Below are 21902 nucleotides of genomic sequence, written 5' to 3' on the forward strand. Positions count from 1 at the left end.
CGAACCCCGGGCCGGCCTCAGCGCCGGCGCAGCAGCACCACCGCGCGGTCGTCGCCCACGTTGCGCCCGGCCGCCGCCACGATCCGGCGCGCCGCGTCGTGGAAGTCGTCCCGGACCAGCCGCTCGGCCTCGCCGAGGAAACGGTCGATGCCGGTGGCGATGTCCTCACCGGGCATCTCCACCATGCCATCGGTGAACAGCAGGAGCGCGTCGCCGGTGCCCAACCGGCCCTTGACGCCCTCGAAGGTCGCGTCCTCGATCACCCCCAGGAGCGGGCCGACCGCCTCGAGCACGTGCCATCGCCCGGAGCCGGCGTTCCAGTGCACGCCCGGTGGGTGACCCGCCGAGATCAACTCGTACTCGCCCGACTCCAGGTCGAGCACGACGTGCACCGCCGTCGCGAAGCCCTCCGCCCACTCCTGGCGCAACAGGTAGTCGTTCGCCGCCGGCAGGAAGCCGTGCGGGGGCAACGATCCGAGCAGCCCGCCGAACGCGCCGGACAACATCAACGCGCGCGTGCCCGCGGCCAGCCCCTTGCCGGAGACGTCGACCAGCACCACCTCGAGCACCCGCCCGCCGCCCGCGCCGCGCGAGGCGACCAGGAAGTCGCCGGAGAACGACTGCCCACCGGCCGGTCGCAGCACCACCTCGGTATGCCACTGCGGCGGCAGTACCGGCATCTCGCCCTGGGCCCGCAACCGGTCCCGCAGGTCGAACAACATCGACTCGCCACGTGTCCACTGCACGCCCAGGCGGGTCCGCATCCGGGCCATCAGCAGCACGATGCCGGCGATCGCCCCGACCACCACGATGGTGCCCGCGGTGACCTCGTCCGGGTCGTGCACCTGGTGCTGCGCGACCAGTACGCCGGCGGTGGCCGCGTACAGCAGGAGCAGGCTGGGCATCCGCAGCACCAACCCGCCGACCAGGATCGGCAGCGCCGTCATCGTGGCCGGGAACCACGACGCGTTCACATCCGAGAGCAGGCCGCACGCGGTGACCGCGGCCAGCAGTCCGGCCAGGGCGAACCCGTCGGAGGGGAAGACCCGATGCCGCAGCCAGGTCACGACGCGCCGGCCCGAGCGCGCGAGTGTCGCGCGCCTCCCGGTCCGGCTTGCCCGGTTTCCTCTGCTCGTCGGCGCGGCCACCCCGCGACACTACCGAACGGTCACCAATCGGAGGTTACGCCGACGGCTGACAGGTGGGACACCAGAACAGATTCCGGCCGACCAACTCGGCGGTCTTGACCGGGGTTTCACACACCAGACACGGCATGTCGGTGCGCCGGTAGACGTACACCTCGCCACCGTGGTCGTCCTTGCGCGGCTCGCGGCCCATCGCCTCGGGGGTGTGCTCGGGACGCACGGTGTCGATCCGGCCCAACCGCACGCCCTCGCGCATCAGCAGCACCAGGTCGGCCCACATCGCGTCCCAGGTCTCCCGTGCGAGCCGGTTGCCCGCCAGCCGGGGGTCGACGCCGAACCGGAACAGCACCTCGGCGCGGTAGACGTTGCCCACGCCCGCGAGCACGTTCTGCTCCATCAGCAGCGCGCCGATCGGCTTCGCGCTGCGGTGGATCCGCTGCCACGCCGCCGCCGGGTCCGCGTCCGCCCGCAGCGGGTCGGGGCCCAGCCGGGCGTGCACCGCGTCCTTCTCGGCCCGGTCCAGCAGTCGGCAGGCGGTGGGGCCGCGCAGGTCCGCCCAGGCCGCGCCGCCCGGCACCTTCGCGGCCAGCCGCAGCCGGACCTGGCCGACCGGGTCGGGCAGCTTGTCGCCCTCGCCGAAGGAGAACTGTCCGTACAGGCCCAGATGCACGTGGATGTAGCGCTCGCCGGAGAACTCCAGGAACAGGTGCTTCCCGTGCGCGTCGGTGGCGACCAGGGGCTCCCCGTCGAGCAGCGCCGCGCTCTCCGCGAATCGGCCCTGCGGGCTGCTCAGCCGCAGCGGCAGTCCGCCGAAGCGCTCCTGGTGGGCGGTGGCGAGACGGTGGATGGTGTGGCCCTCGGGCACGCGGCCTCCAGTGCGGCGACGAATGCGCGGTGATGGATCCGGGTGGTGGAACCCGGTGGTGGATGCGCGGTGGTGTGACGCCTCCACGCTACCGATCCGCACCGACATGGCGGCGCCCCCGACCGGACGGACCGATCGGGGGCGCCGGCGGAGCGGCCTCGGGCTACGGCAGGGTCGGCAGTTCGCCGGTGTTCTCGTACTTGGTGAGCATGTTGATCCGGCGGGTGTGCCGCTCCGCCTCGCTGTACGGGGTGTTCACGAAGACCTCGAGGAACTTCGTCGCCTCGTCGAGGGAGTGCATGCGCGCGCCCATCGAGATCACGTTCGCGTTGTTGTGCTCGCGGGCCAGCGACGCGGTCTCCTGGCTCCACACCAGGGCGCAGCGCACACCCTTGACCTTGTTCGCCGCGATCGCCTCGCCGTTGCCGGAGCCGCCGAGCACGACGCCGAGGCTGCCCGGGTCGGCGGCCACCCGCTCGCCGGCCCGCAGACAGTACACGGGGTAGTCGTAGGAGTCGGCCTGTACGGCCGGGCCGCAGTCGACGGCCTCGTGGCCGTTGGCGTCGAGCCACGCGATGAGGTGCTGCTTGAGGTCGTAGCCGGCATGGTCGGAGCCGAGGTAAACGCGCATGGGCCGCAGTCTCTCAGGCTCGGTCCCGAACGTCCCATCAGGGCCGGTATCCACCGGGTGGCGTGTCCGGCGCGCCGGTCGGCCGAGGCGGCGCGGTGGGCGGCGGGCCCGCGGGCCGGATGGTGGTGGGGGCGTCGTACGGCGACTGCGGCGGGAGGCCGAAGGCGAGGTTGCCGGGGGCGGCGGGCGGGCCGTACCCGGCGGGTTGGCCGTAGACGGTCATCGGCGGTTGCGGGTACCCGGTCGGGTTCGCCGCCCCGCGCGCCGCCACGTAGCCGGCCGCCGCGGCCAGGCCCACCAGCCAGCCGGTGAGCAGCCCGAAGTAGGCGCCGGCCTGGATCGTGGTCATCGCGTCCTGGAAGCCCGAGATGCCGCGCCCGCGCCCGGCCTCGTCGTGCACGATCGTGAAGACGGTCAGCGAGTGCAGCGCGCCGCCGAGCACCAGCGAGAACCAGCCGAGCACGAACGCCATGAAGCCGCCGGCGCGCTCGCCCAGGCCGCGCGCACCGAGCGCGAGCACCGCCGCGACCACCACGAACAGCACCGCGATGCCGACATAGCCCGCGGTGACGTCCTTGGTGGTGAAGCTGACCCGGAACTCGTCACCGAGTTCGCCCTTGTCCGCGATCCACAGCGGATGACCGATGATCCGCAGCAGCACCATGTACCACTTGCCGCTGTCGCTGCTCTCGCCCCACGACTCCTTGAACACCCACTGGTTGCCCAGCCCGGCCACGATCAGGAACGCGACGACGGTTCCGCTGATGGCGATGCGCTTGGTTGCCCCCGGTCTCATGGGACGAGAGTAGGCGTCCGCGGGTGCCGCTCGCCAAGAAAATCGGGCCCCGCCTCCCCTTGTGGGGAAACGGGGCCCGACCGGTGACGGGGCGTCAGCCGCGCCGGCCGACCAGCTTCCAGGCGGTGGGCAGCAGCGCCGTCGCGAGCAGGATCTTGACCGCGTCGCCGAAGAGGTAGTTCCGCATGCCGATCTCGTACGCCGTGGACATCGAGATGCCGAGGTCGTGCGCGAGGTAGGTGAGGCCGGCCGCGTAGATCACCGCGTTGCCCAGCACCATCGTGCCGACGGTGCGCAGCGCGCTGCGGTCGGTGCCGCGCTGGGCCAGGAAGCCGGCCGCGGCGGCGGCGAGCACCATGCCGAACACGTAGCCCAGGGTCGGGAAGCCGGTGCCGGAGGTGCCCTCCGCGAACCACGGCATGCCCGCCGCGCCCAGACCCAGGTAGAGCACCATCGCGGCGAGCCCTCGCCAGGCGCCGAGCGCGCTGCCGGCGAGCAGCACGGCGAAGGTCTGCGCGGTCACCGGGACCGGCGAGCCGGGCACCGGGACGGAGATCTGGGCGGCGAGGCCGACGAACGCGGACGCGCCGACGACCAGCGCGGCGTCGCGCACGGCGGCGCCTTTGAAGACCCGGGCGGGGACCAGGTCGGCCAGGACGGGGCGGCGCGCGTCGAGAAGGGCAGTACTCACAGCTGACTCCACACTCTTGGGTTGCGGGACCCTGTGAACTTAACCAATCGGACATCGAACGATCACGGCGGTGCCCGACAACGTATTAATCCGAACATTGTCGAGCGCCACCGGAAGCACAGTGTCGAGCACCACCGAAAGCGTTCGGCCGAGCGTCACAGTTGCAGCGACTTGACCTCCAGGTACTCCTCCAGGCCGAACCGACCCAGTTCGCGCCCGTTGCCGGACTGCTTGTAACCGCCGAACGGGGCAAGCGGGTTGAACGCTCCGCCGTTGATCTCCACCTGGCCGGTGCGCATCCTGCGGGCGAACGCGACCGCCGCCTCGCGGTTGGGCCCCCACACCGCGCCGGCCAGACCGTAGGGGGTGTCGTTGGCGATCCGCTCGGCCTCCTCCTCGGTGTCGTAGGCCAGGATCGACAACACCGGGCCGAAGATCTCCTCGCGCGCGATGGTCATCTCGTTGGTGACGTCGGAGAAGACCGTGGGCCGCACGTGGTAGCCGCCCTCGACGCCCTCGGGCAGTTCCGGGCCGCCGGCCACCAGGGTCGCGCCCTCCTCGATGCCCTTGGCGATGTAGCCGCGCACCCGCTCGAACTGGGTCGCGTTGACCAGCGGGCCGAGCTTTCCGGTCATCGCCGTCGCGGTCTCCGCGGCCAGTTCGACCGCGCGCGGCAGGTCGTCGCGGTGCACCAGCATCCGGGTCGGCGCGCTGCACGTCTGCCCGCTGTTGAGGTACGCGCCGCCCACGCCCGCGCGCACCGCCTTCTCCAGGTCGGCGCCGGGCAGGATCACGTTGGCGGACTTGCCGCCGAGTTCGAGCGCGACCCGCTTGACCGTCGCCGAGGCGAGCTCGGACACGCGCGTGCCGGCCCGGGTCGAGCCGGTGAACGAGACCATGTCGACGTCCGGATGGGCCGCGATGGCCTCGCCGACCACCGGTCCGGTGCCGGAGACCAGGTTGACCACGCCCGCCGGGAAGCCCGCGTCGTGCAGGATCTCGAAGAACAGGTGTGCGGCCTGCGGCGCGACCTCGCTGGCCTTGAGCACCACGGTGCAGCCCGCGACCAGCGCCGGGCCGAGCTTGTTGGTGATCTGGTGCAGCGGGAAGTTCCACGGGGTGATCGCGCCGACCACGCCGACCGGTTCGCGCACCACCAGCGAGGACCCGATGTTCTCCTCCCACGGGAACTCGTCGGCGAGCTTGACGTAGCTGCCCAGCACGACCAGCGGCAGACCAAGGTGCACCCGCTCGACCAGTGCGGCGGGCGCACCCATGTCCGCGACGATCACCTCGGCCATCTCGGCCGAGCGCTCGGCGAGCAGGTCCCGCGCCTTCGCGAGCAGCGCGGCCCGCTCGGCCGGCGGCGTCGCGGCCCACCCGGGGAAGGCGCGCCTGGCCGCGGCCACGGCCAGGTCCACGTCGGCGGGCGTGCACTGCGGCACGGTCGCCACGACCCGCTCGGTGTTCGGGTCGACGACCTCGATGGTCTCGCTCGACGAGGGAGCCGTCCACGCGCCGTCGATGTAGATCGTGTCGTAAGCCTTGGTCATGCCGCCGGACTCCTCGCCGCTCGTCACTGGGACGCAGCCGAGCGTACGTCGACACGTGTGCAATACACAGAGCCGGCCCGAGAACCCGCGCACCCGAGCGCATCGGCCGCTCGGCGGGCCCGCTCAGAGCGTGGACGGATCCGTGCAGCCGTGCGGGCCGTTCGACGTCCACACCAGGTCGCCACTGCGGCCGGTGACCGGGAACTCGCGGGCCAGGCCGACCTCGTGCAGGCGCGCGAGCGGCGTGAAGGACACCCCGTACTCGCCCTGGCCCTTGTCGAAGCCCCAGTCCTTGTAGACCTCGACCCGATACACCAGGCGCACGTCGGGCAGCACCGGCGAGCCCGGGATCGACGTGGTGCCGGGCAACACCTCGATCCGGCCGGTGATCCGATACTGGAGACCGCGCATGGCCAGCCACCAGTCGGTGTCGTCACCGCGCCGGATCAGCACGCCGTGCCAGTGCGTGGTGGTCTCGAAGACGCTCTCCAGACCCCCGCTGTCGTGCCAGCGGATCGCCGCGAGCGCCCACCACTCCTCGAAGTGGGTGAGCGCCGCGCGGCGGAACGGCTTGGCCCGCAGCGGCTGGGTCGGGTCGATCACGAACGGCGCGCCGCGCCCGACCAGGTAGTGCCGCAGCGAGGCCGCCCCCATCCGCAGTCCCACGCACCGCCACAGCGGCACGACCGCGCGCAGCCCGAAGGCGAGCGCGCGGTCGCGCAGCCGCGGCATGCGGGACCCGTAGGGGGCGTTGCCGTTGGGCGTGCGTGGATCCGGCCGCCCGGTTCGGGAAGTGTGGATCACGCTGCTCTGGCGTTCCGGAGCCGTCATTTATCCAGATTAATTAGCTTTGCTTCGCTTTGTAGCGGTTTCCCGGTCGCTGCCGGCAGGTTTCATCCGGTCAGTCGAAGCCGGTCGAGCCGGTCAGTCGAAGATCGGCCCCTGGTCCCGGGTGCGCTTGATCTCGAAGAAGCCCGGCGTGCCCGCGACCAGCACCACACCGTCCCAGAGCTTGCCCGCGTCCTCGCCCTTGGGCGCCGGCGTCACCACCGGGCCGAAGAACGACACGCCGTTGACGCTGATCACCGGGGTGCCGACGTCCATGCCCACCCGGTCCATGCCGTCGTGGTGCGACTTGATCAGCGCCTCGTCGTACTCGGTCGAGTCGGCGGCGTCGGCGAGTTCGGTGGGCAGCCCGGCCTCGGTGAGCGCGGCCTCGATCATCTCGCGCGTGAACTCCTCGCCGCCCGGGTGCCGGCGCGTGCCCAGCGCGGTGTACAGCGGCAGCAGCACCTCGTTGCCGAAGCGCTGCTCGGCGGCGATGCACACGCGCACCGGCCCCCAACCCCGCTCCAGCATCTCCTTGTACGCGTCCGGGATGTCGTCCCGGCCGCTGTTGAGCACGGACAGGCTCATCACGTGCCACTGCACGTCCACAGGGCGGATCTTCTCCACCTCGAGCATCCAGCGGGAGGTCATCCACGCCCACGGACACAGCGGGTCGAACCAAAAGTGCGCTATGTCGCGGGCGGATCCGTCGTCCTTGGTGGTCACAGCGGGGTTCCTCTCGATCCTGATACCTGGTGCGCGGTGCCTCGCGCCCGACCGCGCCGTGCGCGCGGCCGAACACCGGACGGCGGGCCGGCCGTCGATGCTGTGCAACCCGCGAGCGCCCCGTGCCATTCCTGCCGACCGGGACAATCCCGCGGCGCCGCGCGCCCACCCCGACCGGCGGCGTCCCCGCCGCCGCGGATCCGGCCGGGAAACCGGGCCGACACCGTCGCCCCCGCCGTGAAAGGATCGGCCGGGACCGCAGCCAACCAGGGAGTGATCCAGTGCCCGGCAGGAACCTGACCCGCGAGGAGGCCCGCACGCGGGCCCGGATCCTGAGCGTCGAGGACTACGACGTCAGGCTCGACGTCAGCACCGACAGCACGGAGACGTTCCGCTCCGAGACGGTGCTCCGTTTCGGATGCCGAGAGGCGGGTGCGGCCACGTTCGTGGATCTGCTCGCCCCGCACGTACACGAGGTCGTGCTCAACGGCCGCGAGCTCGACCCCGCGCAGGTCTTCGACGGCACCCGGGTGCTGCTGGACGACCTGGTCGAGGGCGCCAACGAACTGCGTGTGCTCGCGTCGTGCGCCTACAGCCGCACCGGCGAGGGCCTGCACCGCTTCGTCGACCCGGTCGACGAGCGGGTCTACCTCTACACCCAGTACGAGCCGGCCGACTCGCGCCGGGTGTTCGCGAACTTCGAACAGCCGGACCTCAAGGCCTCGTTCCGGTTCTCGGTGACCGCGCCGGCCGACTGGCACGTGGTCTCGAACTCGACCACGCCGGACCCGATGCCGGTTCGCGACGGGGTCGCCCGCTGGGACTTCGCGCCCACGCCGCGCATCTCCACCTACCTGACGGCGGTCGTGGCCGGTCCCTACCACGCGGTCTTCGACACCTACACCGGCCCCGACGGCCTGGTCGTCCCGCTCGGCGGGTTCTGCCGCGCGTCGCTGGCCGACGCGTTCGACCACGAGGAGATCTTCGAGGTCACCCGGCAGGGCCTGGACCTGTTCCACGACCGGTTCGACTTCCCGTACCCGTTCGGCAAGTACGACCAGCTCTTCGTGCCCGAGTACAACCTCGGCGCGATGGAGAACCCGGGCGCGGTCACCTTCACCGAGGACTTCGTCTTCCGCTCCAAGGTCACCGACTCGGCGTACGAGAACCGCGCCAACGTGATCCTGCACGAGATGGCCCACATGTGGTTCGGCGACCTGGTCACCCCGCGCTGGTGGGACGACCTGTGGCTGAAGGAGTCCTTCGCGGACTTCATGGGCTCCTACTCGCAGGGCGCGGCCACCCGCTGGACCGACGCGTGGACCAGCTTCGCCGCGCGACGCAAGGACTGGGCGTACCGCCAGGACCAGCTGCCCACCACCCACCCGATCGTGGCGGTGATCAACGACCTGGAGGACGCCAAGCTCAACTTCGACGGGATCACCTACGCCAAGGGCGCCTCGGTGCTCAAGCAACTGGTCGCCTACGTGGGCGAGGACGAGTTCTTCGCGGGTGCCCGGTCGTACTTCAAGCGGCACGCGTGGGGCAACACCACGCTCGCCGACTTCCTCTCCGCCCTGGAGGAGACCTCCGGCCGCGACCTCAAGTCCTGGTCGGCGGACTGGCTGGAGACCGCCGGCGTGAACACGCTGCGGCCCGCGATCGAGACCGACGCGGACGGCGTGATCACCTCGTTCGCGGTGCTCCAGGAGGCCGCCCCGGGGTTCCCCACACTGCGTCCGCACCGGATCGCGATCGGCCTGTACGACGGCGCCGAACGCGTCGCCCGGGTCGAGGTGGACGTGGTCGGCGAGCGCACCGAGGTGCCCGAGCTGGTCGGCCGCGCCCGCACCCCGCTGATCCTGCTCAACGACGACGACCTCGGCTACGCGAAGGTGCGCTTCGACCCGCGGTCGTGGCAGGCCCTGCTCGACTCGCTCGGCGAGCTGGACTCCTCGCTCGCGCGCGCCCTGTGCTGGGGCGCGGCCTGGGACATGACCCGGGACGGCGAACTGCCCGCGAGCGAGTACCTGGCGCTGGTGCTGCGGCACGCCGGCCGGGAGAGCGACGTGGGCGTCGTGCAAAAGCTCCAGGTGCAGGTCAAGACCGGACTGGACCGCTACACCGATTCCGCGTTCCGGGCCGAGGGCCTGCGCCTGCTCGCGGCCGGTGCGCTGGCCGCGCTTCGGGCCGCACCGGCCGGCGGCGACCACCAACTGGCCTGGGCCCGTTGCCTGGCCTCGGCGTCCTCGACCACCGAGGAACTCGCCTTCCTGCGCGACCTGTTGACCGGTGACGCCGAGATCGCCGGGCTGGCGGTGGACACCGAGCTGCGCTGGGTGCTGTTGCGCGCGCTGTGCGCGGGCGGCGCCGCCGACGAGCCCGACATCACCGCCGAGGTCGAGCGCGACGGCACCGCGGCGGGCCGCCGGCACGCGATCGAGTGCCGGGCCGCGCGACCCACCGCGGCGGCCAAGGCCGAGGCGTGGCGGCTCGTGGTGGAGACCGACGAGCTGCCCAACGCGATGCTCAACGCGGTGATCGTGGGCTTCGCCACGCCCGGCCAGGAAGAGCTGACCGAGCCGTACACCGACCGCTACTTCGCCGCGCTCGCGCCGGTCTGGCGGGACCGTTCGATCGAGATCGCCCGCCGGATCGTGGTCGGCCTGTACCCGTCGGGTCGGGTCGACGCCGACACGCTGCGCCGGACCGACGACTGGCTGGCCGCGGCCGAGCCGGTGCCGGCGCTGCGCCGGCTGGTGCTGGAATGCCGTGACGACGTGGTGCGTGCGCTCAAGGCTCGAAAGCGCGACCAGCGGAACTGAAAGACCTTCGCGGACCCCGCCGTCATCCCGGGCGGGGTCCGATCCGTCGGCCGCCCCTTCCCGGCGGCGCCCATCCCACAAGGAGCGCAGCGTGCCCGGTACCAATCTGACGCGTGACGAAGCCCGCGAGCGGGCCCGGATACTGTCCGTCGACTCGTACGACATCACCCTCGACCTGACCGGCACCGGTGCGACGTTCCCGTCCACGACCGTGTTGAGGTTCGGGTGTACCGAGCCCGGCGCGGCGACGTTCGTCGATCTGGTCGCCCCCGAGGTGCACGAGATCACCCTCAACGGCAAGGCGCTCGACGTCGCCTCGGTGTACGCGGACAGCCGGATCGCGCTGACCGACCTCGCCGAGAGCAACGAGCTGCGCGTCGTCGCGTCCTGCGCGTACATGAACACCGGCGAGGGCCTGCACCGCTTCGTCGACCCGGTGGACGACAAGACCTACCTCTACACCCAGTTCGAGGTGGCGGACGCGCGCCGGGTGTTCGCCAACTTCGAACAGCCGGATCTGAAGGCCACCTTCGCCTTCACGATCAATGCCCCGAGCGACTGGCACGTGGTCTCCTGCTCGCCCACCCCCGAGCCCTCGGCCGGCGCCGACGGCACCTCGGTGTGGGCGTTCGAGCCGACCCCGCGGATCTCCACGTACATCACCGCGCTGGTCGCGGGCCACTACCACGCGGTCCAGGACAGCTATACGGCCGAGGACGGCACCGTCGTCCCGCTCGGCGTGTACTGCCGGGCCTCGCTCGCGCCGTTCCTGGACGCGGACGACATCTTCGACGTCACCAAGCAGGGCTTCGACTACTTCCTGAAGCAGTTCGACTTCCCGTACCCGTTCGCGAAGTACGACCAGCTCTTCGTGCCCGAGTACAACGCGGGCGCGATGGAGAACGCGGGCTGCGTGACGATCCTGGAGGACTACGTCTTCCGCTCGAAGGTCACCGACACGTCCTACGAGACGCGTGCCGAGACCATCCTGCACGAGCTCGCGCACATGTGGTTCGGCGACCTGGTCACCATGCAGTGGTGGGACGACCTGTGGCTGAACGAGTCGTTCGCCACCTACGCGTCGGTGCGCTGCCAGGCCGAGGTGACCCGGTGGTCGCACGCGTGGGCCACGTTCGGCAACCGGATGAAGACCTGGGCCTACCGGCAGGACCAGCTGCCGTCCACGCACCCGATCTTCGCGGACATTCGGGACCTGGAGGACGTCGAGGTCAACTTCGACGGGATCACCTATGCCAAGGGCGCCTCGGTGCTCAAGCAACTGGTCGCCTACGTGGGCAGCGAGAACTTCTTCGCGGGCGTGCGGGCGTACTTCAAGAAGCACGCGTGGGGCAACAGCCGGCTGGCCGACCTGCTCGGCGCGCTGGAGGAGACCTCGGGCCGGGACCTGAAGGCGTGGTCGCGCGAGTGGCTGGAGACCGCCGGCGTGAACACGCTGCGGCCCGCCATCGAGACCTCCTCGGACGGCCTGATCACCTCGTTCGCGGTGCTCCAGGAGGCTCCTCGGGAGTGGCCGACGCTGCGCTCGCACCGGATCGCGATCGGCTTCTACGACCGCACCGACGCGGGCCTGGTCCGCACCCACCGGCTGGAGCTGGACATCACCGGCGCCCGGACCGAGGTCGCGGACCTGGTCGGCCTGACCCGGCCGGCCGTCGTGCTGCTCAACGACGACGACCTGACCTACACCAAGATCCGGCTCGACGAGGAGTCGCTCGCGTTCGTCACCGACGCGATCGGCGAGTTCGTCGACCCGCTGCCGCGCGCGCTGTGCTGGGCGGCCGCGTGGGACATGACGCGCGACGCGGAGATGGCGACGCGCGACTACCTCAAGCTGGTGCTGGCCGGCGCGGGCGGCGAGAAGGACATCAACATCGTCCAGTCGCTCCAGCGCCAGGTCACCAGCGCGCTGGAATTGTACGCCGACCCCGCGCACCGCGAGCGCTCGCTGGCCGAACTGGCGGTGGCGGCGGAGCGGTTCCTGCGCGCGGCCGAGCCGGGCAGCGACCACCAGCTCGCCTGGGCCCGATGCCTGGCGTCGGTGGCCGCGCGGCAGGACCACCTGCAACTCCTGCGCGGTCTGCTGGACGGCGGGGAGCGGGTCGAGGGCCTGGCCGTCGACGCGGACCTGCGCTGGGCGCTGCTGCTGCGGTTGTCCGCGACGGGCGTGGCGACCGACGCCGACGTGGACGCCGAGGTGGAGCGGGACTCGACCGCGGCCGGGCAGCGGCACGCGGCGGCCTGCCGCGCGGCGCGACCGACCGCCGCGGCCAAGAACGAGGCGTGGGCATCGGTGGTGGAATCCGGCGCGCTGCCCAACGCGATCCAGGCGGCGGTGATCGGCGGCTTCGTCCAGCCGGCCCAGCGCGACCTGCTCGCGACCTACACCGACCGGTACTTCGCCGCGATCGCGGAGGTGTGGAAGACCCGCACCAACGAGATCGCCCAGCAGATCGTGATCGGCCTGTACCCGACCCTCCAGGTCACCGCCGACACCCTGGACCGCACCGACGCGTGGCTCGCGGCGGCGGAACACCCGGCCGGGCTGCGGCGCCTGGTGGTGGAGAGCCGCGACGGGGTGGCCCGGGCGCTTCGGGCGCGGGCGCGCGACACACGTTAGCCGTGGGCGCGGGGTTGGCCGGCCTGCGGCCCGGCCGTCCTCGACGCCGGACGGGCTGAACGTGGCCTCAAGCGCCGGCCTGGCTACTTGGCCTCAAACGCCGGCCGGGCTGATCGAGCGTCCGGTGGGCTGATTGCCTCGAACGCCGCCCGGGCTGTCGACAGCCCGGGCGGCGTTCGGGACGCCGGCGGTTTGCACGGAAGGGTCAACCCGGTGCGCGGGTGCGTGGGTGCGCCCGGTAGCGTGGGTTTCGTGGTGAACAGGAATGCACTTCGCGCCGGGGCCGTGTCGGCCGTTGTCACGCTCATGTCGCTGATTTCGGCGCCGGCGTTCGCGAACGTCCGCGACGACGGCGACGACCCGGCTCCCAAGCTGGGTATCGGCGAGACCCTCGGGATCTTCGTCGGCATCCCGATCCTGTCCTTCCTGATCATCGCGGGTCTCGTGATGCTTCCGGACATCGTCAAGAAGAAGCACTGACGTTCGACCGAAGCCGCCGACCGGGTCCGCACCCGGTCGGCGGCTTCGGCGCGTCCGCCCTCTACAGGCCGCGAAACGCCCGGGCCAGCGACACCGCGCGCGGGTTGACCGGCAGGTCCTCCAGGTAGACGTGCCGGCCCTCGCCGTCGGCCACCGGCAACAGCCAGTTCGGGTACTGGTCCCAGGTGCCCGGCAGGTTCTGCGGACGACGATCGCCCACCCCGTCCGGCAGCCACACGCCCAGCAGTCGGCACGGCGTCGCCGCGAGCAGTCGGTGCAGGGCCTCGACCGTCTCCCGCTCGCCCGCACCGGGCCGCAGGTAGCCGCGCCGGCGCAGCAGTTCGAGCCACTGCTCACGGTCGGCGAGGTCCTCGGCGCGTTCGGTCTCCGCATCCCGCACCAGCAGACGCAGCCGCTCCCACAGGTCGATGTGCTCGCCCGCGAGCCGGGCCGCGGTGGGGGGCAGGTCGTGCGTGGTCACCGTGGCCAGCGAGCCGGCCCGCCACTGCTCCGGCGGCAACGGCCGCCCCTTGTCGTCGCGTTCGAACCACAACACCGACGTGCCCAGGATGCCGCGCTCGGCCAGATAGGTGCGCACCCACGGCTCCACCGTGCCCAGGTCCTCGCCGATCACCACCGCGCCCGCGCGGTGCGCCTCCAGTGCCAGGATGCCGACCATCGCCTCGTGGTCGTAGCGCACGTAGGCGCCCTGGGTCGGGCTGTTGCCCTTGGGTACCCACCAGAACCGGAACAACCCGAGCACGTGGTCCACCCGCACCGCGCCGGCGTGCCGGAACACCGCGCGCAACAGTTCGCGATACGGCGTGTAGCCCACCTCGGCCAACCGCAGTGGGTGCCACGGCGGCTGGTTCCAGTCCTGGCCGATCTGGTTCATCGCGTCCGGCGGCGCACCGCCGGTGGCGCCCAGGGCGAGCACCCGGCCGCCGCGCTCGGAGCCGAGCACCCACGCGTCCGCGCCGTCGGGATGCACGCCGACCGCGAGGTCGTGCACGATACCCACCGCCATGCCCGCGGCGGTCGCCGCGTCCTGCGCGGCCCGCGACTGGTCGGCCAGCACCCACTGGGTCCACCGGTGGAAGTCGATCGCGCCGGCGAGCCGTTCACGCTCGGCGTCGACCTCGGCCGCGTCCGGGTCGTGCAGTTCCTCGGGCCAGGCGCGCCAGGACGGGCCGTACTCCTCCACCAGCGCGCACCACGTGGCGAAGTCGGTCAGCCACTGACCCTCGCGCGCGATGAACGCGCGATAGTCGGCGTCCCGACCCAGACTGCGCGGCACCTTGTGGACCAGCGCGAGCGCCTCCCGCTTGGCCACCCGTACCGCGTCCCGGTCCAGGTGCTCGGCGCCGTCGTGCCCGTCCCCCGCCGCGGCCCTGAGCTCCTCGGCGACCGCGCGCTCGACCGGGGTCAGGTAGGCGAACTCGGGGATGGCCTCGACCCGGACGTACATCGGGTCCGGGAAGCGTCGGCTCACCGGCAGATACGGCGAGGCCTCCACCGGCGGCACCGGCGAGGCCGCGTGCAGCGGGTTGACCAGCACGAAGCCGGCGCCCTGGGTGCGCGCCGACCACACCGCCAGGTCGGCCAGGTCGGCCAGGTCGCCGATCCCCCACGACCGGCGCGAGGGCAGCGAGTAGAGCTGGACCATGTATCCCCACGAGCGCCGGTCGGGCGTGGGCAACACTGCCGGGGTGATCGCGACCGGGCACGAGGCGCGGACCTCCTCGCCGCCCGTGCTCGGCACGCCGCCCGAACCGAGCGACTCCTCGGGTTCGGGCGAGCAGCGCGCGTGCAGGGTGTGCCAGCCCAGGGGCAGGTCGCCGGGAATCCGGTGCCCGCCGACCGGGTCACCGAGCGGTCCGCGGTCCGGGCCGGGGCCGAGGTCGCGCCGGATCCCGCCGTTTTCCAGTTCGAGCCACAGGTCGACCCGGTGTCCGGCCGGCACGTTGACGGTGAAGCCGGCCGCGCGGCCCGAGCGCAGCACCAGGACCGGCGGCAGCAGCCGGGTCCGGCGCAGTTCCTCGTGCGCGGCGAGTGCGGCCCGGGCGCTCTCGGGTGTCGACGCGTCCACCCCGAGCGCGCCGAGCACCGCTATCACCGTCGCCGGGTCGGCGTGCACGACCTCGCCGCGCCACCCCTGATACTCCGTGGCCACGCCGAACGCGGAGGCGAGCCGGACCAATTCGGGAGACGGTTGCGATACGCGTGGTTCCTCCATGCCCGCGAGCATCGCACCCGAACGGCTCCGGCGTCGGCGTGTCCGGCCGACACGCGAGCTGGTGTGTCGGGTTCCGGGCGGCGGCTCCGGGGGAACCCGTCGAAACAAAAACGGCGACGGGCTCCCCTGAGGAAATCCGCCGCCTTCTAGGCGCTCGCGACCTGGTCGAAATGGTCGAAGCCCGCTTCCTGTGCACCGTACGGCGCCAGGTATGGCTCCCAGCGCGGATCACGGAACCCGGTTCCGAGGATCCGCCAGGCCAGGCCGGTGGGTTGGGATGGTGTGCGCGGCATTCGCCAGCCCAGCTCGGCGATGTACCGGTCGCTCTTGACGTGATTGCAGCGACGACACGCCGAGACCACGTTGTCCCACGTGTGTTGCCCGCCCCGGCTGCGCGGGACGACGTGGTCGACGCTGGTGGCGGCGCTTCCGCAGTAGACACAACGCCCTCCGTCGCGAGCGAACAGCGCGCGGCGGGTGAGCGGTACTTGGCCCCGAAAGGGGATACGGACGAAACGGGTCAGTCTGATCACACTGGGTACGGGAATCTCGGTGGTGGCGCTGTGCAGGATGGTGCCTGTCTCTTCCAGGCACATTGCCTTGTCGTTCAGCACGAGGATCAGTGCGCGGCGAACGGGCACCACGCACAGGGGCTCGTACGACGCGTTGAGGACCAGCGAATGCGGCACGTATGCCTCCCTGTGACGCCGACAGCGCGTGGCTCGCGCCGGGGACGATCGGCCTCCAGTGTCCATGCCGGGATACCCCCCGCGCTACCAGGAATCGACAAGGTCACAGAGCGTTCACCTGCACGAGTGGCCCCGCGTGGCCGAGTGGTGACCGTGCGCACCGATGGGCCCGGACGTCTAGGGTGCGCCCATGACGCGCTCTGTGCAGCCCGCGGAACACGCCCCCCTCGAGACCCCGCGCGCCCCCGCCGCCGCCCGTGGGGACACGGTCGACGTGCTGTTCGGCCGCCCCGTCCCGGATCCCTATCGCGCCCTGGAGGACCCGGACGCGCCGGCCACCCGCGCGTGGTCCGCGGCGCAGGACGAGTGGTTCCACGCCCATGTGGACCATCTGGCCGGACGCGACGCGCTGCGCGCTCGGCTGGCCGAACTGCTCGCCACCGGCCTGACCGGGCTGCCCTGTTGGCGCGGCGACCGGCACTTCCTGATCCGCCGCGACCCCGGCCGCGAGCACGCGGTGCTGTTCGTGGTCGAGCCGGACGGCGCCGAGCGTGCGCTGGTGGATCCGATCGCGATCGACCCGACCGGCACCACCACACTCGACCAGTGGGTGCCCTCGGACGAGGGCGACCGGCTCGCCTACCTGCTCTCCACCGGCGGCGACGAGGAATCCCGCCTGTACGTGCTCGACGTACGCACCGGCGCCCGGATCGAGGGCCCGATCGAACGGGTGCGCGACACCTCGATCGCCTGGCTGCCGGGCGGCGACGCGTTCTATCTGGTGCGCCGGTTGCCGGCGGGGGAGGTGCCCGCGGGCGAGGAGCAGTACCACCGCCGGGTGTACCTGCACCGGGTCGGCACCGACCCGGCCGCGGACGTCGAGGTGTTCGGCGCGGGCACCGAGCTGGCCACCTACTTCGGCGTCGGGGTCAGCCGGGACGGCCGCTGGCTCACCGTGTCCGCGTCGCTGGGCACCGCGCCGCGCAACGACCTGTGGCTGGCCGACCTGCGCGCGGGTTCGCCGGAGCGGCCGGTGCTGCGGCCGGTGACGGTGGGCCTGGACGCGCTCACCGGTGTGCGGGTGGGCCGGGACGGGCGGTTGTACGTGTTCACCGACCTGGCCGCGCCGCGCGGTCGGCTGTGTGTGGCCGACCCGGCGGCGCCCGGGCCCGATGGCTGGCACGATCTGGTCGCGGAGGAACCGGACGCGGTGTTGACCGGCTTCGCGATCCTGGACGGCCCGCACGCGCCCACACCGACCCTGCTGGTCACCCGGACCCGGCACGCGGTGGGCGAGTTGACCGTGTGCGACCTGGCCACCGGCGCGGTGCTGGCCCGGCCGGCGACGCCCGGCGGCTCGCCCGGTTCGATCGGCGGTCTGGCCGAGCACCCCGAGGGCGGGCACGAGGCGTGGTTCGGCTGGTCGGACTACACCGCGCCGTCGGCGGTGCTGCGCTACGACGCGCGCACCGGCGCGATCGACACGTGGGCCACCGCACCGGGCACCGCGACGCTGCCGGACGTGCACGTGCGCCAGGAGAGCTACCGGTCGGCGGACGGCACCGAGGTGCGGATGTTCGTGATCGCGCCGACCGCCGATCCGGACCGGCCCCGACCCGCCGTGTTGTACGGCTACGGCGGCTTCGGCATCTCGCTCGGCCCGGCCTACTCGGCGGGCGCGCTCGCCTGGGTGGAGGCCGGTGGCGTGTACGCGATCGCGAATCTGCGCGGCGGCGCCGAAGAGGGCGAGGAGTGGCATCGTGCGGGCATGCGTGGGCACAAGCAACGCGTGTTCGACGATTTCCACGCCGCCGCGGAGCACCTGACCGCCCGGGGCTGGAGCGCGCCCGACCGGCTGGCCGCGTCCGGCGGCTCCAACGGCGGGCTGCTGGTGGGCGCCGCGCTGACCCAGCGGCCGCAGTTGTACGCCGCCGTGGCCTGCTCGATGCCGCTCCTGGACATGGTCCGCTACGAGCGGTTCGGACTCGGCCGGTTGTGGTCCGACGAGTACGGCAGCGCCGAGGTGGCCGAGGAACTGGACTGGCTGCTCGGCTACTCGCCCTATCACCACGTGCGCGCGGGCGTGCGCTACCCGGCGGTGCTGTTCACCGTGTTCGACGGCGACAGTCGGGTCGACCCGCTGCACGCGCGCAAGATGTGCGCGGCCCTGCAGGACGCGAGCACGAGCGGGCGCCCGGTGTTGCTGCGCGCCGAGGCCGAGGTCGGCCACGCGGCCCGTTCGGTCTCGCGCACGGTCGAACTCACCGTGGACACCCTGTCCTTCCTGGCCGACCGGACCGGTCTGGAGCTGAACGCGCGCGCGGACGACGGCGGCAGAGGTGGGGGTTCGGTGAGATAACGGTGATCAACGACAGAAGGTACGAACAAGAGGTATCGCACGAGGGCCCTCGGCCTCGTGGCTACTGTGGGGAGCCGATCCCCCCTCGCGGGGGCAGTGTCTCCCGCTCGTCGTCCGAAAGGTCTCGTACGTGTCCGCGCCCGTCCCCGGAATCCTGCTGTCGTACGACGTCGCCAAGAGCGACGGCAAGGTGTCGTCCTGGTTCGACCGGCACGGCGAGTCCCTCGTGGTGACGCCGATCCGGATCCTGGTGATCATCCTGGTGGCGCTGATCCTGCGCGCGGTGACCAGGAAGTTGATCACCCAACTGGTCGGCCGGATGGCCAACAGCGGCACCGACAGCAGCGGGCGGCCGGTGACCGGCTTCCTGTTGAACGCCGAGCGGCGCCGCCAGCGCGCCGAGACGGTCGGCTCGGTGCTGCGCAGCACCGCGTCGTTCGTGATCCTGGGCATCGCCGGGCTGATGGTGCTCGGCGAGTTCAAGGTCAATCTCGCGCCGTTGCTGGCCAGCGCCGGCATCGCGGGCATCGCGCTGGGCTTCGGCGCGCGCAACCTGGTCACCGACTTCCTGTCCGGGATGTTCATGATCCTGGAGGACCAGTACGGCGTGGGCGACCTGGTCGACGCGGGCCCCGCGACCGGCACCGTGGTCGAGGTGGGCCTGCGGATCACCAAGCTGCGCGACGTGGACGGCACCGTCTGGTACATCCGCAACGGCGAGATCAAGCGGATCGGCAACAAGAGCCAGGGCTGGGGCACCGCCAAGGTGGACGTCCAGGTCGGGTACCACGAGGACGTGGACAAGGTGCGCGCGGCGATCGCCTCCACCGCCGAGGCGCTGGCCGAGGTCGAGCCGTGGAACGAGCGCGTGTGGGGCTCGGCGAACGTGGTCGGGATGGAGTCGGTGACCGCCGACTCGGTGGTCCTCCAGGTCCAGATCAAGACCATGCCGGGCCAGGAGTTGCCGGTCGCGCGCGAGTTGCGCGGCCGACTCAAGCGCGCGTTCGACGACGCGGGCATCCGGATCAGCGAGCCGATCGCGAGCGCGACGGGACCCGGCGCGGAGGAAGGCCCGGCGCCCGCCCCGGCCGAGCCGGCACCGGTTCCGGTGAACCCGCCGCCGGCCCCGCCGACGCCGCAGGCACCGGGTGCGCCGGGGGGCTCCTGACCTCGGGCCGGACGGTGGGCGCGGGGGACGGCGGACGCGGACGCATGGTCGCCGGGCCGCACGGTGGGCGCGGTTAGTCGCCGGGGCCGCCCGCGAACGGGTTACCGCCGGACCCGTCCGGCGGACCGAACGGGTTGCCCTCGGGCGCGTCCGCGCCGGGTCGCGCGTGCTGTCCCCGAGACTGGGCCGGGTGGACTCTCCCCTGTGTCTGGTCACCGGTGCCACCGGCTACCTCGGTGGCCGGCTGGTGCCCGAACTGCTCGCGGCCGGCCACCGCGTCCGCTGTATGGCCCGAACCCCGGCCAAGCTGCGTGACCACCCGTGGGCGGACCGGGTCGAGATCGTCCGCGCCGACGTACTCGATCCGGCCGCGGTGCGCCGCGCCCTCGACGGCGTGGACGTCGCGTACTACCTGATCCACGCGCTCGGCAGCGGACCGCGCTTCGCCGACACCGATCGCGAGAGTGCGCGCACCTTCGCCGCCGCGGCCGAGGACGCGGGCGTGGGCCGGTTGGTCTACCTCGGCGGGCTGGGCCCGGCCGCCGGGTCCGCCGCCCGCGACTCCTCGCCGCACCTGCGCTCGCGCGCCGAGGTCGGCGAGATCCTGCTCGCGTCCTCGGTGCCCGCGGTGGTGCTGCGCGCTGCGGTGATCATCGGCTCGGGGTCGGCCTCGTTCGAGATGTTGCGCCATCTCACCGAGCGGCTGCCGGTGATGGTCACCCCGCGCTGGGTCACCTCGCGGATCCAGCCGATCGCGGTCCGCGACGTCCTGCACTACCTGGTCGGATGCGCCGAACTGCCGCCGGAGGTGGACCGCGCCTTCGACATCGGCGGGCCCGACGTGCTGACCTACGAGCGGATGATGCAGCACTACGCGGCGATGGCGGGCCTGCCCCGGCGGCGCGTGTTGCCGGTGCCGATGCTCACACCGTCGTTGTCGAGTCACTGGGTGGGCCTGATCACACCGGTGCCCGGCGCCCTGGCCCGACCGCTGGTGGAGTCGCTGCGCAGCGAGGTGATCTGCCACGAGCACGACATCGCACGCTGGATCCCGGACCCGCCGGACGGCCCGACCGGCTTCGACCGCGCGCTCGAACTGGCCCTCAAGCGCATCCGCGACGCGGACGTGGCCACCCGCTGGTCCTCGGCGGGCCTGCCCGGTGCGCCGAGCGATCCGCTGCCCACCGACCCGGACTGGTCCGGCGGTTCGCTGTACGAGGACGTCCGCGAGGCGGAGCCGGCCGCCTCCCCCGCGGCCGTGTGGCGGGTGATCGAGGGCATCGGTGGCGACAACGGCTGGCACTCGTGGCCGCTGGCCTGGTCGGTGCGAGGCGCGCTGGACCGGATCGTGGGCGGGGTCGGGCTGCGCCGCGGACGCCGGGATCCGCACCGCCTGCGGGTCGGCGACTCGCTGGACTTCTGGCGGGTCGAGGAGGTGGTGCCCGGCGAACTGCTCCGGCTGCGCGCGGAGATGCGGCTGCCGGGACTGGCCTGGCTGGAGTTCACCGTCGGTACCCGGGACGGCCGCACGCGCTATCGCCAGCGTGCGCTGTTCCATCCCCGGGGTCTGCTCGGGCACGTCTACTGGTGGGCGGTGTTCCCCTTCCACGGCATCGTCTTCGGCGGCATGCGCCGGGGCATCGCCCGGGCCGCGGAACGATCGGGCTGAGCCTGCCCGACCCGCCGGGCCATCTGGGAGGATGGAACGGTGACCGAGATGCGAGAGCCGGAACCGAGTCTCTACGAAGCCGTGGGCGGCGAGGAGACGTTCGTCAAGCTCGTGCACCGCTTCTACCAGGGCGTGCGCGAGGATCCCCTGCTGCGCCCGATGTATCCGGAGGAGGACCTCGACGGTGCCGAGGACCGGCTGCGGATGTTCCTGGTGCAGTACTGGGGCGGTCCACGCACCTACAGCGACCAGCGCGGGCACCCGAGGTTGCGGATGCGGCACGCGCCGTTCGCGGTGACCGAGGAGGCCCGGGACGCGTGGCTGCGGCACATGCGGGCGGCGGTGGAGGACATCGCGTTGCCGGCCGAGCAGGAGAACACCCTGTGGGACTACCTGGTCTACGCCGCGCAGTCGATGGTGAACCGCCTGGACTGACGGGCCGACAGCCGCATCCGCGATCCGCCGGAGACGGCCTATCGCACGTGGTCGGTGGCACGACGCGGTCTTCCACCGGATCCACGTGCGCGGCTTCGCGGACGGCGAACCCGGTGCGGGTGGCGCCCCTCGGCGCGCGGCGGCTCGCCTCCGGCCCGGTGGATCCGG

The 21902-nt window shown here is 72.2% G+C and carries 17 protein-coding genes; 7 read left to right on the plus strand and 10 right to left on the minus strand.

All coding sequences use genetic code 11. The features are described from left to right. Positions 1-17 precede the first annotated feature (17 nt). The 8 genes from OG948_RS12705 to OG948_RS12740 all read right to left on the minus strand — a co-directional run bounded on the left by OG948_RS12705 (position 18) and on the right by OG948_RS12740 (position 7235). Complete coding sequence (locus tag OG948_RS12705; protein ID WP_406296287.1) at positions 18-1067, minus strand: PP2C family protein-serine/threonine phosphatase; 1050 nt, start codon at positions 1065-1067, stop codon at positions 18-20. Between the two features lie 115 nt (positions 1068-1182). Beyond that, positions 1183-2010, minus strand: coding sequence for an Fpg/Nei family DNA glycosylase (locus tag OG948_RS12710; protein WP_406296289.1), 828 nt, complete (start codon positions 2008-2010; stop codon positions 1183-1185). Positions 2011-2173: 163 nt separating this feature from the next. After that, on the minus strand, positions 2174-2641 hold the full coding sequence (locus tag OG948_RS12715; RefSeq protein ID WP_406296291.1) for a ribose-5-phosphate isomerase: 468 nt from the start codon (positions 2639-2641) through the stop codon (positions 2174-2176). Between the two features lie 37 nt (positions 2642-2678). Then, positions 2679-3437, minus strand: coding sequence for a hypothetical protein (locus OG948_RS12720; protein WP_406296292.1), 759 nt, complete (start codon positions 3435-3437; stop codon positions 2679-2681). A 94-nt stretch (positions 3438-3531) separates the two neighbouring features. Further along, entirely contained in the window at positions 3532-4128 is a 597-nt protein-coding gene (locus OG948_RS12725) for a biotin transporter BioY (RefSeq protein ID WP_406296293.1), read from the minus strand. Between the two features lie 155 nt (positions 4129-4283). Further along, positions 4284-5681 (minus strand): aldehyde dehydrogenase family protein, encoded by a 1398-nt coding sequence (locus OG948_RS12730; RefSeq protein WP_406296296.1) that lies wholly within the window; start codon positions 5679-5681, stop codon positions 4284-4286. Positions 5682-5804: 123 nt separating this feature from the next. Further along, positions 5805-6512, minus strand: a complete 708-nt coding sequence (locus OG948_RS12735; RefSeq protein WP_406296298.1) for a hypothetical protein — start codon at positions 6510-6512, stop codon at positions 5805-5807. 93 nt (positions 6513-6605) lie between these two features. After that, entirely contained in the window at positions 6606-7235 is a 630-nt protein-coding gene (locus tag OG948_RS12740; protein WP_406296299.1) for a disulfide bond formation protein DsbA, read from the minus strand. 281 nt (positions 7236-7516) lie between these two features. Between OG948_RS12740 and pepN (OG948_RS12745) the strand changes: the two genes are divergently transcribed. From pepN (OG948_RS12745) to OG948_RS12755, 3 genes are all read left to right on the plus strand, one after another. After that, the gene (pepN, locus tag OG948_RS12745) at positions 7517-10060 is read left to right on the plus strand and encodes an aminopeptidase N (protein ID WP_406296301.1); all 2544 of its coding nucleotides are present in this window, start codon (positions 7517-7519) and stop codon (positions 10058-10060) included. A gap of 91 nt (positions 10061-10151) precedes the next feature. Continuing rightward, entirely contained in the window at positions 10152-12698 is a 2547-nt protein-coding gene (pepN, locus tag OG948_RS12750; RefSeq protein ID WP_406296303.1) for an aminopeptidase N, read from the plus strand. A 306-nt stretch (positions 12699-13004) separates the two neighbouring features. Next, entirely contained in the window at positions 13005-13178 is a 174-nt protein-coding gene (locus OG948_RS12755) for a hypothetical protein (protein ID WP_406296305.1), read from the plus strand. 61 nt (positions 13179-13239) lie between these two features. Here OG948_RS12755 and malQ read toward each other — a convergent pair whose 3' ends face one another. Both malQ and OG948_RS12765 read right to left on the minus strand, forming a co-directional pair. Further along, positions 13240-15414: a 4-alpha-glucanotransferase gene (malQ, locus tag OG948_RS12760; RefSeq protein WP_406296307.1), complete on the minus strand. Its 2175-nt coding sequence runs from the start codon at positions 15412-15414 to the stop codon at positions 13240-13242. A 146-nt stretch (positions 15415-15560) separates the two neighbouring features. Continuing rightward, entirely contained in the window at positions 15561-16103 is a 543-nt protein-coding gene (locus OG948_RS12765) for an HNH endonuclease (protein ID WP_391582935.1), read from the minus strand. Positions 16104-16293: 190 nt separating this feature from the next. Here OG948_RS12765 and OG948_RS12770 point away from each other — a divergent pair, with 190 nt between their 5' ends. The 4 genes from OG948_RS12770 to OG948_RS12785 all read left to right on the plus strand — a co-directional run bounded on the left by OG948_RS12770 (position 16294) and on the right by OG948_RS12785 (position 21734). Then, positions 16294-18462 carry a prolyl oligopeptidase family protein gene (locus tag OG948_RS12770; RefSeq protein ID WP_406296310.1) on the plus strand — a complete coding sequence of 723 codons (2169 nt, stop codon included), beginning with the start codon at positions 16294-16296 and terminating at the stop codon, positions 18460-18462. Between the two features lie 130 nt (positions 18463-18592). Continuing rightward, positions 18593-19630 (plus strand): mechanosensitive ion channel family protein, encoded by a 1038-nt coding sequence (locus tag OG948_RS12775; protein WP_406296312.1) that lies wholly within the window; start codon positions 18593-18595, stop codon positions 19628-19630. A 190-nt stretch (positions 19631-19820) separates the two neighbouring features. Continuing rightward, positions 19821-21299, plus strand: a complete 1479-nt coding sequence (locus OG948_RS12780; RefSeq protein WP_406296313.1) for an SDR family oxidoreductase — start codon at positions 19821-19823, stop codon at positions 21297-21299. A gap of 48 nt (positions 21300-21347) precedes the next feature. Next, a complete protein-coding gene (locus OG948_RS12785) occupies positions 21348-21734 on the plus strand; it encodes a globin (RefSeq protein WP_406300245.1) in 387 nt (128 codons plus the stop codon). Positions 21735-21902 lie beyond the last annotated feature (168 nt).

The organism is Embleya sp. NBC_00888 (genome assembly GCF_045207655.1).
Lineage (GTDB): Bacteria > Actinomycetota > Actinomycetes > Streptomycetales > Streptomycetaceae > Embleya.